This is a genomic window from Subtercola endophyticus, from assembly GCF_021044565.1.
Classification (GTDB): Bacteria; Actinomycetota; Actinomycetes; order Actinomycetales; family Microbacteriaceae; genus Subtercola; species Subtercola endophyticus.
In genome coordinates this window covers 1199815-1214174 of sequence record NZ_CP087997.1, presented here as the reverse complement: position 1 = coordinate 1214174, position 14360 = coordinate 1199815, and the positions used below count along the sequence as shown (strand labels likewise).

General features: G+C 65.8%; 14 protein-coding genes and 4 tRNA genes. 6 read left to right on the top strand and 12 right to left on the bottom strand.

Annotated elements, in window-relative coordinates; all coding sequences use genetic code 11:
* Positions 1 to 2: 2 nt before the first annotated feature.
* Both LQ955_RS05780 and glsA read left to right on the top strand, forming a co-directional pair.
* On the top strand, positions 3 to 809 hold the full coding sequence (locus tag LQ955_RS05780; protein WP_231027234.1) for a pyrimidine reductase family protein: 807 nt from the start codon (positions 3 to 5) through the stop codon (positions 807 to 809).
* A 173-nt stretch (positions 810 to 982) separates the two neighbouring features.
* A complete protein-coding gene (gene glsA, locus LQ955_RS05775) occupies positions 983 to 2065 on the top strand; it encodes a glutaminase A (RefSeq protein ID WP_231027233.1) in 1083 nt (360 codons plus the stop codon).
* Here the strand turns inward: glsA and LQ955_RS05770 are convergent.
* Positions 2013 to 3053: a zinc-binding metallopeptidase family protein gene (locus LQ955_RS05770; protein WP_231027232.1), complete on the bottom strand. Its 1041-nt coding sequence runs from the start codon at positions 3051 to 3053 to the stop codon at positions 2013 to 2015. The genes glsA and LQ955_RS05770 overlap by 53 nt on opposite strands.
* A gap of 108 nt (positions 3054 to 3161) precedes the next feature.
* Here LQ955_RS05770 and LQ955_RS05765 point away from each other — a divergent pair, with 108 nt between their 5' ends.
* Positions 3162 to 3950, top strand: a complete 789-nt coding sequence (locus LQ955_RS05765; RefSeq protein ID WP_231027231.1) for a hypothetical protein — start codon at positions 3162 to 3164, stop codon at positions 3948 to 3950.
* Positions 3951 to 3979: 29 nt separating this feature from the next.
* Here the strand turns inward: LQ955_RS05765 and LQ955_RS05760 are convergent, their stop codons facing one another.
* Entirely contained in the window at positions 3980 to 4222 is a 243-nt protein-coding gene (locus LQ955_RS05760) for a hypothetical protein (protein ID WP_231027230.1), read from the bottom strand.
* Positions 4223 to 4326: 104 nt separating this feature from the next.
* Here LQ955_RS05760 and LQ955_RS05755 point away from each other — a divergent pair, with 104 nt between their 5' ends.
* A complete protein-coding gene (locus LQ955_RS05755) occupies positions 4327 to 4764 on the top strand; it encodes a DoxX family protein (protein ID WP_231027229.1) in 438 nt (145 codons plus the stop codon).
* Positions 4765 to 4802: 38 nt separating this feature from the next.
* On the opposite strand, the gene LQ955_RS05750 is transcribed toward LQ955_RS05755, so the two are convergent.
* The 5 genes from LQ955_RS05750 to LQ955_RS05730 form a co-directional block, all read right to left on the bottom strand.
* Positions 4803 to 5156 carry a hypothetical protein gene (locus tag LQ955_RS05750; protein ID WP_231027228.1) on the bottom strand — a complete coding sequence of 118 codons (354 nt, stop codon included), beginning with the start codon at positions 5154 to 5156 and terminating at the stop codon, positions 4803 to 4805.
* 65 nt (positions 5157 to 5221) lie between these two features.
* Positions 5222 to 5839 (bottom strand): nucleotidyltransferase domain-containing protein, encoded by a 618-nt coding sequence (locus tag LQ955_RS05745; RefSeq protein WP_231027227.1) that lies wholly within the window; start codon positions 5837 to 5839, stop codon positions 5222 to 5224.
* 183 nt (positions 5840 to 6022) lie between these two features.
* Positions 6023 to 6094: transfer RNA gene (locus LQ955_RS05740), tRNA-Val, on the bottom strand.
* Positions 6095 to 6204: 110 nt separating this feature from the next.
* A tRNA-Cys gene (locus LQ955_RS05735) sits at positions 6205 to 6275 on the bottom strand.
* Between the two features lie 36 nt (positions 6276 to 6311).
* Positions 6312 to 6383, bottom strand: a tRNA-Gly gene (locus tag LQ955_RS05730).
* Between the two features lie 220 nt (positions 6384 to 6603).
* Here LQ955_RS05730 and LQ955_RS05725 point away from each other — a divergent pair.
* Together LQ955_RS05725 and LQ955_RS05720 are read left to right on the top strand one after the other, a co-directional pair.
* Positions 6604 to 6676: transfer RNA gene (locus LQ955_RS05725), tRNA-Val, on the top strand.
* 118 nt (positions 6677 to 6794) lie between these two features.
* Positions 6795 to 7142 (top strand): hypothetical protein, encoded by a 348-nt coding sequence (locus LQ955_RS05720; protein ID WP_231027226.1) that lies wholly within the window; start codon positions 6795 to 6797, stop codon positions 7140 to 7142.
* Positions 7143 to 7188: 46 nt separating this feature from the next.
* Here LQ955_RS05720 and LQ955_RS05715 read toward each other — a convergent pair whose 3' ends face one another.
* The 5 genes from LQ955_RS05715 to LQ955_RS05695 are packed head-to-tail and all read right to left on the bottom strand — an operon-like array spanning position 7189 to position 14102.
* Positions 7189 to 8016 carry a hypothetical protein gene (locus LQ955_RS05715; RefSeq protein WP_231027225.1) on the bottom strand — a complete coding sequence of 276 codons (828 nt, stop codon included), beginning with the start codon at positions 8014 to 8016 and terminating at the stop codon, positions 7189 to 7191.
* 41 nt (positions 8017 to 8057) lie between these two features.
* Positions 8058 to 9818, bottom strand: coding sequence for a polysaccharide deacetylase family protein (locus tag LQ955_RS05710; protein WP_231027224.1), 1761 nt, complete (start codon positions 9816 to 9818; stop codon positions 8058 to 8060).
* 59 nt (positions 9819 to 9877) lie between these two features.
* Positions 9878 to 11716, bottom strand: a complete 1839-nt coding sequence (gene glmS, locus LQ955_RS05705) for a glutamine--fructose-6-phosphate transaminase (isomerizing) (protein WP_231027223.1) — start codon at positions 11714 to 11716, stop codon at positions 9878 to 9880.
* Positions 11716 to 12747, bottom strand: a complete 1032-nt coding sequence (locus tag LQ955_RS05700) for a GDP-mannose 4,6-dehydratase (RefSeq protein WP_231027222.1) — start codon at positions 12745 to 12747, stop codon at positions 11716 to 11718. The genes glmS and LQ955_RS05700 overlap by 1 nt, the downstream gene beginning before the upstream one ends.
* Positions 12744 to 14102 carry a nucleotide sugar dehydrogenase gene (locus tag LQ955_RS05695; RefSeq protein WP_231027221.1) on the bottom strand — a complete coding sequence of 453 codons (1359 nt, stop codon included), beginning with the start codon at positions 14100 to 14102 and terminating at the stop codon, positions 12744 to 12746. The genes LQ955_RS05700 and LQ955_RS05695 overlap by 4 nt, the downstream gene beginning before the upstream one ends.
* Positions 14103 to 14360 lie beyond the last annotated feature (258 nt).

The window sequence follows — 14360 nt, the reverse complement described above, 5'->3', positions numbered from 1 at the left end:
CGATGACCGAATCCCGCATCACCCAGCTGTACCCGGCTCGAACAGTCGACCTGTCGCGGCAGTCTGAAGCTCCGGATGCCCGTTCCGACCCCGCGGCCCTCACCGACGACGATCTGCTCGCTCTGTATGCGGCCGAGAAGCGCTGGCAACCGAGGGTGTCGGCGAACTTCATCAGCTCCGTCGACGGATCGGCTTCAGCGGCCGGGCTCTCGGGTGACCTCGGCGGCCCCGCCGATAAACGTGTCTTCGACCTGCAGCGCTGGGTCTGCGACGCGGTGCTGGTCGGAGCGGGCACCGTTCGGGCCGAGGGCTACGGGGCGATGCGCGTGTCGTCGGCCGCCACGGCCTGGCGGCTCACGCACGGATTCGCCGAGCATCCGACTTTTGCCATCGTGTCGGGGCGACTCGACCTCGACCCGGCGAGCGATGTCTTCGCGGCAGCTCCCGTGCGGCCGATCGTGTTGACCACGGCCGCGGCCGACCCGGTGAAGCGAGCGCACCTCGAGGCGGTCGCCGAGGTGATCACGTGCGGCGAGAACACAGTCGAGCCGCGGCAGCTCGTCGCGGCGTTGACCGAGCGTGGGCTCGTTCAGGTGCACTGCGAGGGTGGCCCGTCGTTGCTCGGCTCGCTCGTGGCGGCCGATCTGCTCGACGAGCTGTGCCTCACGGTGAGCCCGCTGCTCGAGGGCGGCTCGGGGCCGCGCATCGTGACCGCGCCGGGTGAGGCGATCGACCTGCAGCAGCTGCGCCTCGACCACGTCTTGCTGGCTGGCAGCATGTTGCTGACCAAGTACTCGCGCACGCGCTGACGCCGTTCCAGCCGGCCGTCGCTGAGGGCGGGGGCGACTTTGGTCGGAGCTCACGGGCCATGTCCGCGTATTGCGGGGATGCGGCGTCTCGTCCGACGAAAGCCCTGAGCCCACGGGAGAGATAGACCGTTCCGGCTGAGGCCGAGACACTCGCCTCGCATTAAGCTGGCGCCGTGCATGCAGATCTGAGCGACGACGAGCGCGACCACGAACCAGTCATCTCGACGGGCCAGCTGCCCTCGGGCGAGCGCGTTCGCACGCTGCTCATCGAGGCGCACGCCCGGTACCGTACGGTGACCGACGGGCACGTCGCCGACTACATTCCCGCGCTCGCGAAGGCCTCGCCCGACCTGTTCGGGCTCGCGGTGGCGGGCGTGCGTGGACGCACCTTCGCGGTGGGCGACCATGACGCCGAGTTCTCGATTCAGAGCGTGTCGAAGCCCTTCGTGTTCGCTCTGGTCTGCGACACCATCGGCTACGACGAGGCTCGCAAGCGTATCGGCGTCAACAGCTCGGGCCTGCCGTTCAACTCGATCATGGCCATCGAGCTGAACGACGACCGCACCGTGAATCCACTCGTCAACGCCGGCGCGATCGCGACCACGAGCCTCACCCCGGGCGAGACGGCAGACGAGAAGTGGGCCTTTGTGCTCGCCGGACTCTCCGCGTTCGCCGGGCGGCAGCTCGAACTCGACGACGAGGTGTACGCCTCAGAGTCGGCGAGCAACACGCGCAACGAGGGCATCGCCCAGCTGCTCGACAGCTACGACCGCATCTACTTCGATCCGATCGCCGCGACCGATGTCTACACAAAACAGTGCTCGATTCGCGTGAACGTGACCGATCTGGCGGTGATGGCGGCGACTCTGGCCGACGGCGGCGTGAACCCCCTCACGGGCATCCGCGTCGTCAGCGCGGATACGTGCAAGCGGGTGCTCGCGGTGCTGGCAACGGCCGGCCTCTACGAGCATTCGGGCGAGTGGATGTACGACATCGGCCTGCCCGGAAAGAGCGGCGTGAGCGGCGGAATCATCACTATCGCTCCCGGAAAAGGCGGCGTCGCCAGCTACTCTCCCCCGCTCGACGAAGCCGGAAACAGCGTGCGCGGCCAGCTCGCCTCGAAGTTTCTCTCCGATCTGCTCGGGCTCAACCTGTTCGCGTCGGCGCCGGCCGAACGTATCGGCGATCCGGGTGTCTCGGCGCTTACGGCAGCCGGGCATCCAGAACCAGCTGGTGAATCCACGCCAGCTTCGTGACGACGGGGGCTAAGAGCGTGAACGGGTAGATGTCGCGCATCCCCATCGAGCGGTTGATCTCGTTGAAGGCCACGGTGAAGACGTTCCACGTCGAGAGCACCTCGGCGAACTCGGCGCCCGTGTAGTCGAGCTTCGGCTGGTAGAGCCCGCTGCCCAGCGCGCGGTGCGTGTCAGCGGCGTCGACTTCGAGCCCGGTTGCGGCGGCGGTCTGCAGCGTGTCACGCATGTGCAGGTAGTGCGCGAAGCACTCCGCGAAGTCTTCCCACGGATGCATCGTGGCGTACTCCGAGATGAAGTTCTCGCGCCAGCCCGCGGGGGCGCCCTGGCTGTAGTGCCGGCGGATCGCCTCCTGGTAGCTCGCCTGCTCGTCGCCGAACATCGCCCGAAAGCTGTCGATGCGCGGCGTGTCGCCCACGAGCAGTTGCCAATAGTAATGGCCGATTTCGTGCCGAAAATGCCCGAGCATCGTGCGATACGGTTCGTTCAGCGCGACCCGCAGGCCCTCGCGGTAGGGGTCGTTCACCTCCTCGAGGTCGAGGGTGATGACCCCGTTCAGATGCCCGGTGATGACCCGCTCGCCCGTGGCAGACGACAGCAGATCGAAGGCGAGCCCGTGCGTTGCCACCTGGTAGTACGGGATGATCGGCAGCCGTAGATCGTAGAGCTGAAACATCAGGCGCCGCTTCGGGTACCCCGCCTGTGAGAGCTGCTCCAGGGCGAGGGTGTCGGTGGCTGCCGGGCGTTCCCGGGTGATACGGCAGGAGTCGCACTGGCCGCTGCCCGCGTCTTCGTGCACGAGCCAGTTGCAGCCCCAGTCGCGGTTGCTGCAGGTGAGCCAGCTGCCGTGGTCGGAGGGCGAGACACCGTCTCGCAGCGTGACGACCTGCCGTTCATCCGGCCGGAAGCCGAGTGTCGATGAGCAGGTACCACAGACGAAGTCCTCGAAAAAGACCAGAGCGCCGCAGGTTTCGCAGCTGAAATTACGCACTGCTCCAGCATATTAGGGTCAGGCGATGGCCCTTTTCTGTCAATTCTCACAGGCTTCGCGCACGCGGCCGGAATATCGTGGCTGCACCGTCACGTGAGGAGCAGCACTATGGGATTTCTCGATCGCCTGCTGGGCCGCGAACCGGCCTCGACGGCGGCCCTGCCGTCTTCGCCGCCCGCTTCTGCAGCCCCACCAGCCCCGGTACCCTCGGCACCCCCGGCACCCTCGGCTCGAGCGAAGAGCGAAGACGAAATCGCCGTCGATCGCTACCGGTACCTGCTGCGCACGGCTCCCCCGGAGTCGATCGAAGAGGTGCACCGCGAAGCGTTCTCGAAGTTGACGCCGAAGCAGCGCGACATCATGTTCGAGCAGCTCACGGCTGATGCTCCGGCCGGTGATGCACCTGCAGACAACTCGGCCGATGCGCTTGCCCGTTCGGCGACGCGGTCGGAGTTGCGGCAGCCCGGTCTGCTCGAGAAGTCGTTCGGTCGGGTCGGTGCGGGCGGCGGTGCAGCGGGTGGCGGTGTTGGTGCGGGTGGCGGCGGCATCGGTTTCGGCGGGATGTTCGCGAGTTCGCTGCTCGGCTCGGTCGCCGGTTACGTCATCGGTTCGTCGATCGCCCAGGCGTTCATCCCCGACTCGGTCGGCACAGAGTCCGCATCGGGCGACTCGGGTTCGGATTCATCGACCGACAACTCGAGCGGAGACAGCGCAGCCGACTCTTCTAGTTCTGACGGCTATGCGTCGGGTGACGCCGCCGGAGGCGATAACAGTTCCGGCGGCGACTACGCGTCGGGAGACTATGCGGCGGGCGATTATGCGTCGGGCGACTACGCGTCGGGCGACGACACCGGCACAGACTTCGGCGGCGACTTCGGCGGCGACTTCGGGTTCTGAATCCGAGGGATGTCGCGGCCGGGCATCCGTCAGTCCGCCGGAGGCGACGAGATGAGCGTGTAGATCGCCACCGTCGGCCACGAGGCCGAACTCGTCAGGGCGAAGGTATCGACCTGCGACGTCGGTTTCTCGAGCGAGGGCAGGCTGAGCGTCCGGGGCGGCCGAGTCGTGACGCGCTCGAAATCTCTGTGAAAGTAGCGCGGCGGCTCCCCCGGGTACTGCAGCACGGCCGTGAAAGTCGGTAGCGATGGCCTGGGTTTCTTCTTCGTCAACGATCTCCCCTTCGTCGTGGCGGGTGCCTCGTTGAAGAGACGCACGTTTGTGCGTTTCGTGACGCGGCCTGCTGCAGCCGACGCCGATTCGGAGACAATGGGGTATGACCAAACTTCCCGCTGCTCTCACCCGCACACCCGTTTCCAAGCCACAGCTGGCCGCGCGCCTGCTGCTCGGTGGGGTGCTCGCGTTCGCCGGCATCAGCCACCTCACACGTGCGCGCGAGGAGTTTCAGGCGCAGGTGCCCACGTGGATTCCGCTCGACGCTGACACGGTGGTCGTGGCATCCGGAGTCGTCGAAATCGCCCTCGGCACGGCCCTCATCGCCCTACCGAAGCAGCGCACGGCCGTCGGCTGGGCCGCCGCCGCGTTCTTCACCGGCATCTTTCCGGGCAACATCTCGCAGCTCGTCACGCACACCGACGCGTTCGGCCTCAACTCCGACCGCGCTCGTGCCGTGCGGCTCGTGTTCCAGCCGCTGCTCGTGGCCTGGGCCCTCTGGTCGACCGGTGCGCTGAAGTCGCTGCGCGCATCCCGCTGACCCTCTAGGGCGGGCGGCCGCGATCTCGCTCGAACGCGCTAAATCGACTCCATACGGACGGAATGCATCGTCTCGATCATCCGCCTCGCTACCGTGAGCAGCGCATCAGCCTTTGTTTCTCCGATGAGAATCGGGCTGTACTGCGTCGTTGTCTTTGCGTCGACAAGGCGCTTGAGTTGAGCGGTTGCGCTTCCCGCTCTCGGACCACACCGCCTCAAGAGAGCGATCGCTTCGCCGTGATTCTCACCTGCTGCTCGCTCGCCGAGCAAGGTGCCACAGATCGCATCTGACGCGGCGATGCCGGCAAGAACAGCCAGCGAACCGATCAGATTGCTCGCTTCGTCGATGCCTGCATCTTCGCCGAATTGAACGACGAGGTCGGCCGCCGTCAAGAAAGCGACAGCGTGCCCTGCTCTTGCCTGAACGTCAGACTTCGACATGCGGGTGGTTCTTGCCGTCACACTGATGCCAATCGGATCTGCATCTTCAAGTCGGGACCGCTGAGGGTACGAGCATCACGCTTCCACGACGCAACAAGTGGGTCGTTGGCAGAGACCAAGCGTTTGAGATCGGCAGCAGAAATATCGACGAGCTCTGTCGGATTGCCGGTCAGATTACTGACGTCGTCGCTCAGCGCCGCGAGGAGTCCATCGCGCTTGTCCTGACTGAGGGACTCATCCCACAGAACCAGCAGGTCGATGTCGCTGTCGCCGTCGGCACTATTGCGCGCCGTAGATCCGTAGAGGGCGACGGTCGTGCCGACGCCGCCGAGCTGCTGGCCTCGCTCGGCGATCCGTTGCTCGAGCGATGCACGAGAGTTCATTGCTTCGCTCAGCACGGCCCAGAGCAGGTGATCACGATTAAGTGTGTGGAGGATTGCCCGCCCGACTTGACGCGACCGCACCAATCCGACGTGCTCGAGATGCGCCAGGGCGCGTTGAGTGGTGCCGACCGGGGTCTCCGACAGTTCGGCCAGGCGGCGGCCGGTGAGCCCATCTGCGACGCTCGCCAAACGCTCAAGAAGGCGTCCGGCGTTCCGTCCGACGAGGTCGTCCAGTGGATGCGAAAGGTTCATGATCATTCTCCTATGAACCAAATATAGACCATAAGATTCAATTCTGGGTCAAAACCTGACGTCGGTTACATCCTTCGGTTTGCGGCTTAGTGGGCTCAGCATATTCGAGCTACTCTCATGATATAGATCGATGGTCTGACGAAACAAAAAAGTCCCCCGGGAAGTTCCGGGGGACTTTGCTTGTGGGCGGTACTGGGATCGAACCAGCGACCTCTTCCGTGTCAGGGAAGCGCGCTACCGCTGCGCCAACCGCCCAAATACATGTGCTTGCTCTTCAGTTCTTTTTATTTCCCCGTGCATCTGAACACGAACTTCACATGAGTATCATGTTTTCGACGACGGGGGCGTCGAAAACAATTTGAGCGAGGTGGCGACGGGATTTGAACCCGTGTGGACGGCTTTGCAGGCCGCTGCCTCGCCTCTCGGCCACGCCACCATATGGAGGGTAACCCCAAAGGTACATCTACACTCGAGCGGATGACGAGATTCGAACTCGCGACCCCAACCTTGGCAAGGTTGTGCGCTACCACTGCGCCACATCCGCATTCGCACGCCGTGCTTTCGCTCGACCCGCTCTGCTGTTGCTCGCTCGCATTACTGCGTGCTCGGAAGACTCTACCTGAACGCGAGCGACAAAACCAAACCGTGCCGATCGTGTGTCGTCACACCCGCTCGCGGCCGCGTCGATGTGCACGGGATGCCCGTGGTCGGCTAGTATCGACGAGCTAAGAGATTCGTGCCGGCCCCGGCCGCGTCGAACACTCGGGCGATTGGCGCAGTTGGTAGCGCGCTTCGTTCACACCGAAGAGGTCATCGGTTCGAGTCCGGTATCGCCCACAGAAACACAGACGCCCCAGTTCTGGGGTGTTGAGTTTTCACCAGCTTCTCGTAGGGTGAAGGTTCGTCGATGCCGACACGCGGCTCGACGGCTCGATGCGCGAAAGGCTTCACCCGCATGGCCCCCTACGGCAACGCACGTGCCGACTGGAACATCTACCCGCGACGAAACGCGACGATCGAACCTCGGTACTCCCCCGACGCGGCGTTCGTCGAGCGCATTCGCGTGACCATCGCCGACCACTCCCAGTCCTACGCAGAGACCATGGAGTCCGTCACCCGCATCGCCAACGAGTGGCGCGCCCAAGACGCCACCCCGCGCGAACTCGAGCGGCTGGCGCGGCTCATCTTTCACACGATGGAGCCCGACGACTCGTGGGCCGAGGCGCCCGAACACGTTCAAGAGTTGTACCGCGGCCGCGCAATCACCTTGCTCGAGAGCGGTTACCGCAAGGTGAATCAGTAGGCGAGCGGATGCCCGTACCGGCGCCCGCTCGCAGCACCGCCGGCGCCTACTGCACCCCGCTCGTCGTCACCACCTGCATCCACGGCCCGGCCGCGACATCCGCGTCGTCGACGAACCGCCACGACACCTGGTCGGTGTCGCCGTTGAGCTCGCTGAAGCCGAGGCAGCCGTTGAGTGCGGGTGAGACATCCATTCCCGCTCCCCCGTACCGCGCGTTCTCGGGGCGCGCGTCGTTCGAGCCGAACACGTAGTTGGCGTCGTTGTACTGGCCGGGGCCGGCGTCTTCGATCTGACCGAAGCAGGTCTGCGATCCGCGTCGCAGCTCGACCCAGCGATTCTTCATAAGGCTGTACGAGGGGTCGCCGACGCGCGAGGCGTATTCGGGCTGGGAGGCCCACGGAATCACCGAGCCGCGTCGGGCGAAGGCGGCCGGGTCGTTGACGTCGTCGAAGGGTAAATCGAGGTAGAACGGATTCTGTTTCGGGGTGAACGCGCTCGGAAAGTAGCCGTTGGCGGCCGTTCGCGCCTCGGTCTGGCACACCCCGCCGACGATCGTTCCGTCGCAGCCGCCGTAGTTCGCGTACCAGTTCGAGTCGTAGGTCGAATAGACCTGCGATCCGTCGGCGGCGCTGGGGTCGAAGACCTCACCGACCCAGAACGTCGTCGAGACGATGTTCGTGTGCCACGGGTATCCGTCGGTCGGCAACGCGCCCGCACCCGAGCTGCCTGACCCCGAGCCTCCTGACCCTGACCCCGTGCCGCTCGACGCGGCCGGCGACGGGATGCCCGGGGCCGTCAGCGCCGCAGCAACGCCGAGAGAGGTGGCGATCGTGGTGACCGCCACCCCCAGGGCTACCCAGGCCACCCGGTTCACACCGGCTCCGCCTGCGTCATTGTGAACTGCACCGCATCCTCTCAGCCCGCCGGGGTGTCGGCGGAGACTGTCGGGGCGTGCATCTCGATCTTGCCCGTGACCGGCGGTGCCACGGTCGGCGTCGGCGCCGCGGCCGCGGCGGGAGCCAGTGCCGGCGCACCCACACTGTCGTAGAGCGCGTAGTCGTCGGTGGTGACGGACCCGTTCAAGAACACGCTCATGCCGAAGCTGATGCCCGTCATTCCGGCCGGGATGGCCGGCGTGGTGTAGGCCGCCTGGGTGTACGTCGTGGTGGCGGCGAACCACGGACTCGAGGTCCAGTATCGCCAGACGCCGACGCTGTCGCGCAGGTAGATGGCGTACTGCGTCACGACCGTCGATGTGTACCACGATCGCAGCGAGTAGGTGTGTCCGGGCACGACGGTGGGCGAGCACGCGCCGAGGTCGAACTGGGGCAGCAGCTTCGCATCACCGGAGGCGTAATTCGAGACCGCGACCTTCTCAGAGGCGGTTCCGGTGTGCCCCGGTGAGACGTTCGAGAACACGGGGGTGTTCGTGCCGTAACCGCCGATCATCCAGCAGCCCGGCAGAGCGGTCGTGGTGTTCAGCGTCTCGAGGCTGGGGTTCTGGATGCCGTTGACCCCCGCCGCAGCGGGCGGCACCGCTGCGGCGGCCACCGTCGGCTTCACCGCTCCCCCGATGACCTGGGCCACCGTCTTGACCTGCGTATTGTTCGTGGTCGCCCGTGGCGCGAGCCACGACGTGAACTGACTGAACAGCGCAGGAGTGATGGCTAGCGGGTCGCAGACGTTGTCACATACGTGGTGGAACGTGAACTGTACCCAGCCGCCGGTCTTCTCGGCGTTGGTGACCGCGCTCTGCAGGTCTGCGAGCGTCCAGGTGCTGTCGACCTCGTCGAGCGCCTTGGTCAAGAACTTGTCGGCCGGCGGCACGCTCTCGGCGTAAGCGCAGCCGGCGCAGCCGAAGCGTGTCTGCAGGTCGCCGAGACCTCGGGCGCTGTTATAGCCGCAGGCGCTCACGATCGACTCGGTCGCTGCGTTGCTGCTCGCGAACGGGTACGCGAAGTCAGAAACCGCGAAGCCCCAGTTCGTGAGATTGATGCGGTCGTTGCAGATCTGTCGTTTCGCCTCGGCCGCGCTCAGCGTCGTCAGATCGGGGTGGCTCACCGTGTGGCCGCCGATCTCGTTTCCCGCCGCCTTGAGAGCGGTGAGGTCGGCCACCGTGAAGTAGCCGGTGCCGCCGATGAAGCCGGAGTTGATGAAGAACGTGCCCTTCATGTTGTTGTTCGCCATCGTGGTGGCCGCGGCTTGTTGGTCGGCGTTGCCGTCATCGAAGGTGAGGCTCACGACGGTCAGCGGCTTCGCGGTGGGTACCGGCGTGGCCGTCGGGGTGGGCGTCGCGGTCGGCGTGGGGGTGGGCGTCGGCTTCACCGTGGGAGTCGGCGTGGGCGTGGCCGTCGGCTTCGGTGTCGCGGTGGCCGTGGGTTTCGGCGTGGGCGCGGGGGTTGCCGTCGGCTTCGGGGTGACGCTCGGCGTCGGAGTCGGCGTTGCCGTCGGCTTCGGTGTCGGTGTGACCGTCGGTGTCGGTGTCGGTGTAGGCGTCACCGCCGCGATCGACCCGGCAGCAGACAGCGGCGACGCTGACGCCGAGCTGCCGATGCCGAACGCGACGGCGCCGACACTGACCGCGACGATGCTCGTGACCGCGAGAAGGGTGGTGCGCCGCCGGCGGGGACCACCCGGTGGGGTGTGCCGTGGGCCGACGGTGTGCGAAGGTTTCATGATTCGTGACTCTTTTCTTCTTCGGCGGTGGTTCTTCGGCCGTGGTAATTCGGCCGTGCTTATTCGACCGTGACCGACTTGGCCAGGTTCCGCGGCTTGTCTACATCGCGGCCGAGCGCGATGGCGAGCTGACGGGCGAGCATCTGCATCGGAACGACGCTCTCGAGCGGGCCCCACGGCGCTTCGCGGCGGGGCGACCGGATGCCCGGGGCAGCGCCATTCGGAACCTCGATGCGAGCCCCCAAAGCCGGCAGGCTGCTTCCCGGGCCGCCGATGCTGATGATGCGACCGCCGCGCGAACGCACCTCGGCGATGTTGGCCGGAAGACGACTGTCGCCGTGGTCGACCACCACCACCGGAGTTCCGCTCTCGACGAGGGCGAGCGGGCCGTGCTTCAACTCTCCTGCAGGGTAGGCCTCCGCCCAGCGATAGGTGAGTTCCTTGAGCTTGAGGGCACCCTCGGCGGCATAGATCACGCCGGCGCCGCGCCCCAGAAACAGAAAGCCCGCCGCGTCGGTGAGCGACGACACGAGCTCGGGGATGAGCGTTCTCGACACGCCGAGGGCGAGCCCGAGGCGCTCCGGTGCGCGCCGGAGGTCGTCGATGATCGCCTGAGCATCTGCGCTAGGTGTCAGCCCCCGGGCGATCATCGACGACACGGCGACGCAGACCCCGGTGACCACTTGGGCCACGAAGGTCTTCGTCGCGGCAACGCCGACTTCGGGGCCGGCGAAACAGTTGAGTACGGCATCCGCGCGCCGGGCGAGCGTCGAATGCGTGCTGTTCGTGAGCGCGAGCACCGAGCATCCGGGAGCCCGCAGGTCGTCGAGGGCCCGAAGCACATCGGCGGTCTCACCCGACTGGCTCGCGGCGATGACGAGAGTGTTGGGCTCGAAGACGGTCTCGCCTGCCTCGCTGGCGATGACCGTGCTCGTGGGTATTCGACCCAGGGTGCCGAAGCTGTGCGCGATGACCTTTCCGGCGTTCAATGAGGTGCCGCAGCCCAGAACGGCCACCCGGTCGAACGGCGGCAGGGCCAGGTCGCCCCACAACGATCCGTCGAGCGCGGGCGCTGCGAGTTCGCCCACGATGCGCTCGACCGTCTCGGGCTGTTCGGCTATCTCGCGGCCCATGTAGTCCGCGTCGTCGGCGCCGAGCGAGCGGATCGTGTTCGACCACGAGAGCCCGACGACCGGAGGCGGTGCTACTTCGGTGCCGTTGCTGAACCAGCGGAGCCCGAGGCCCAGCTCGACCACGTCGCCGTCGCCCATCACTCGGAACTGCGTGATCCACGGAGCGATAGCGGTGACGTCGCTCGCCACGAACAGACCGTGCTCGCTCGTGGCAACCAGCAGCGGTGCGCGGTGTGTTGCCGCGAACAGGCGACCGGATTCGGTCTCCATCACCAGCAGCGCCCAGCTGCCCGTCAGCCGCGCGAGAGCGGAGTGCACGGCGCTCTGCATGTCGTCGCCGTCGGCCAGGGCCCGCTCGATGAGGTGGCAGATGACCTCGCTGTCGACGGCCGAGGCGAAGCGGTGCCCGTCGGCGACGAGTTCGGTGCGCAGAACGTCAGCGTTCTCGATGATGCCGTTGTGCACCACAGCGAGCCGGCCGTCGCAGTCGAGATGCGGATGCGCGTTCACCTCGGTCACGTCGCCGTGCGTCGCCCACCGTGTGTGTCCGATGCCGACTCCCGAGAAGTCGGCGCCCGGCCACGCGTCGATGCGGGCGGCGAGATCGTCGACCCGGTTGATGGAGCGCACGGTCGCGACACTGCCGTCGACGGCCTTGATGGCGACCCCGACCGAGTCGTAACCGCGGTATTCGAGCGACTGCAGGGCGGGCAACAAGTACTCATCAGCGCGGGTCGCTGTGCTGCATCCGACGATTCCGCACATCAGAGCATCACCTGCGCTCGAGCCTGGCGACTCTGCCGCGACCGGATCATGAGTTCGTCGTTCAGGTGCGGAGTCGACCGCAGCCCGTCGGCGACACGCTGCAGAATCTCGTCGACCCCGGTTCGCGGAACAAACCCGATGAGGCCCGCGGCTTTCGAATTGTCGGGCACCCGCCGTCGCATGTCTTCATATCCCGGCGCGTACGCCTCGCTGTACGGAACGAAGACGATGCCGCTCGAGCTGCCCGTCACGTCGATCGCACGTGACGCGAGATCGAGAATCGAGATCTCCTGTGCTCCCCCGAGATTCACCGCCTGGCCGAGCGACTCGTCGGTTTCGCTGAGCCGGATGAGCGCCGGAACGATGTCGCCGACATACGAGAAGCAGCGGGTCTGGCGCCCGTCTCCGAAAACCGTGAGGGAATCTCCGGCCAGTGCCTGGCCCACCAGGTTCGGCACGACCATTCCGTATCGCCCGGTCTGCCTCGGCCCGACCGTATTGAACAGCCGCACGATCGAAACCGGCAGGCCGTATTCGGTGAAGTAGGCGTACGCGAACGATTCGTCGATGCCCTTCGCGGCCGCGTAGCTCCAGCGCGATTTCAGAGCGGAGCCGAGAATACGATCGGCCTCTTCGCTGAGACTGTCGGACTCGTTCTTGCCATAGACCTCGCTGGTCGACGCCAGCAGCAGGCGAACGTGATGGGCTGTGCACGCTTCGAGCACGTTCTCGGTGCCGTGGATGTTCGTGCGCAGACTCTCGAGCGGATGCTCGACGATGAGCTTCACGCCGACAGCGGCCGCGAGGTGAAAGACCCGGTCGGCCTCGGCGACGAGCGAATCGACGAGCCGGGCATCCAGAATCGACCCCTCGACGAAATGAAAGCCCGAGTCGATGATGTGATCGGCCAGATTGGCGAGCCGGCCCGTGCTCAGATCGTCGAGCACGGTCACCTCGTCTCCTGCCGCGAGCAGAGCATCGACCAGGTGACTGCCGATGAATCCGGCCCCGCCGGTGACCAACGTCTTCACAGGTTCACCGCCTGCGGGTAGGCGACGTGATCGTAGGTCGCGTCGATGACGAGCTGGTCGGTGGTGATCCATTCGAGGTCGACACCGGCGTGGCTGGTGTGCATGATGATCAGATCGGGGTCGAAGCTCGAGGGCTGCACCACGTTCTGCAGAATGTGCCCGTCCGAGAGCGCAATGAGGTCGAAGTGGTCGTCGAGGTAGCCGACGGATGCCCCGTGCTCGCGCAATTCGGCGAGAATCTCGAGCGCGGGAGACTCCCGCAGGTCTGCCACATTGGGCTTGTATGCGATGCCCACCACGAGCACTCTCGCACCGGCGAGGCCGGTTCCGCGATCGGAGAGCACATCTCGCACCCGTTCGACCACGTGCTTCGGCCGGTGAGCGATGGCCGACATGGCCACCTCGATCAACGGCGCGTCTACGCGAGATTTGCGCAGCTGCCACAACAGGTAGTGCGGGTCGCAGGGAATGCAGTGCCCGCCTACGCCGGGCCCCGGTCTGAACGCCATGAAGCCGTAGGGTTTTGTGGCGGCGGCGTCGATGACGACATTGATGTCGAGGTCGAGCGAACTGCAGATGTCAGCGAATTCGTTTGCCAGCGCGATGTTGACGGCGCGAAACGTGTTCTCCAAGAGCTTGGTCATTTCGGCGGCAGCGAGGGAACCGACGTGGTGAACGTTCGCCGCGTACAGGTGCAGCAGACGATCGGCTTCTTCTTCGCACTCCGGGGTCGCGCCACCGACCACGCGCGGCACATCACGCTGTTCGAAGCTCGCGCTTCCCGGGTCGATGCGTTCGGCTGAGAAGGCGACGAAGATGTCGCGGCCGGCCTCCAGGCGGCGCTCGGCCAGCGGCTTGACCAAGAGGTCGTCTGTGCATCCGACATACGTGGTGGAGGTGAGCATCAGCGTCTGGCCGGCGCGGGCCGAGTCGACAACCATGGCGCATGCGGCCCGCAGAATCGAGAGGTCGGGAATCAGAAAGTCGTCGACGGGGGTGGGAACACAGACCACCACGGCCCGCGCCGTTGCGAGCTCTGCGTGGTCGTTGGTCAAGGTGAGGCCCCCTCCCGAGAGCGCCTCGGCCAGTCGCGCCTGATCACGGTCGAGCAGATCGGCCTGACCGTCGATGATGGTTTCGAGTCGTCGAGTGCTGATTTCGAGACCGAGCACTCGTACGCCTGCGATTGCGTACGAGATGGCGGTGGGCAGTCCGACGTAACCCAGCCCGACGATGGCGACGTCGAAGTCGAAGGCCGGTTCGCGCCCGGCGCGATCGATGGGAACGACCGTGGCGCTGGGCGCCTCGTCGAATTCTTCTGAGCTGTCGTGGCGAATGCCGGTGATTGATGACATGTTTCTTCCCCTTGGCGAATGAGACGGCTGTTGCGACAGGCCGCGATGATGAACTCTGAGGTGAGATCGCTACGGTTACCCCGGACCGTGGCTCATACACTCGTCGCCGCAGCGGGCGCGCAGCAATCGAACGAGACCGAACCTGCGGGTTTCGAGGCTTTTTATGGGGGTACCTGCGGTAAACCGCAGAAGTGTGCGGGCACTGCGGTCGTCGTTCTCTAGGTCGGCGGTTGCAACGCCTTGTACGGTGAGGTTTCG

Coding starts and splice junctions, on each gene's coding strand:
- glmS (WP_231027223.1), bottom strand. CDS start 11,716: ATGTGCGGAATCGTCGGATGCAGCACAGCGACCCGCGCTGATGAGTAC.
- LQ955_RS05695 (WP_231027221.1), bottom strand. CDS start 14,102: ATGTCATCAATCACCGGCATTCGCCACGACAGCTCAGAAGAATTCGAC.
- LQ955_RS05720 (WP_231027226.1), top strand. CDS start 6,795: ATGGCCCCCTACGGCAACGCACGTGCCGACTGGAACATCTACCCGCGA.
- LQ955_RS05780 (WP_231027234.1), top strand. CDS start 3: ATGACCGAATCCCGCATCACCCAGCTGTACCCGGCTCGAACAGTCGAC.
- LQ955_RS05710 (WP_231027224.1), bottom strand. CDS start 9,818: ATGAAACCTTCGCACACCGTCGGCCCACGGCACACCCCACCGGGTGGT.
- LQ955_RS05745 (WP_231027227.1), bottom strand. CDS start 5,839: ATGAACCTTTCGCATCCACTGGACGACCTCGTCGGACGGAACGCCGGA.
- LQ955_RS05755 (WP_231027229.1), top strand. CDS start 4,327: ATGACCAAACTTCCCGCTGCTCTCACCCGCACACCCGTTTCCAAGCCA.
- LQ955_RS05765 (WP_231027231.1), top strand. CDS start 3,162: ATGGGATTTCTCGATCGCCTGCTGGGCCGCGAACCGGCCTCGACGGCG.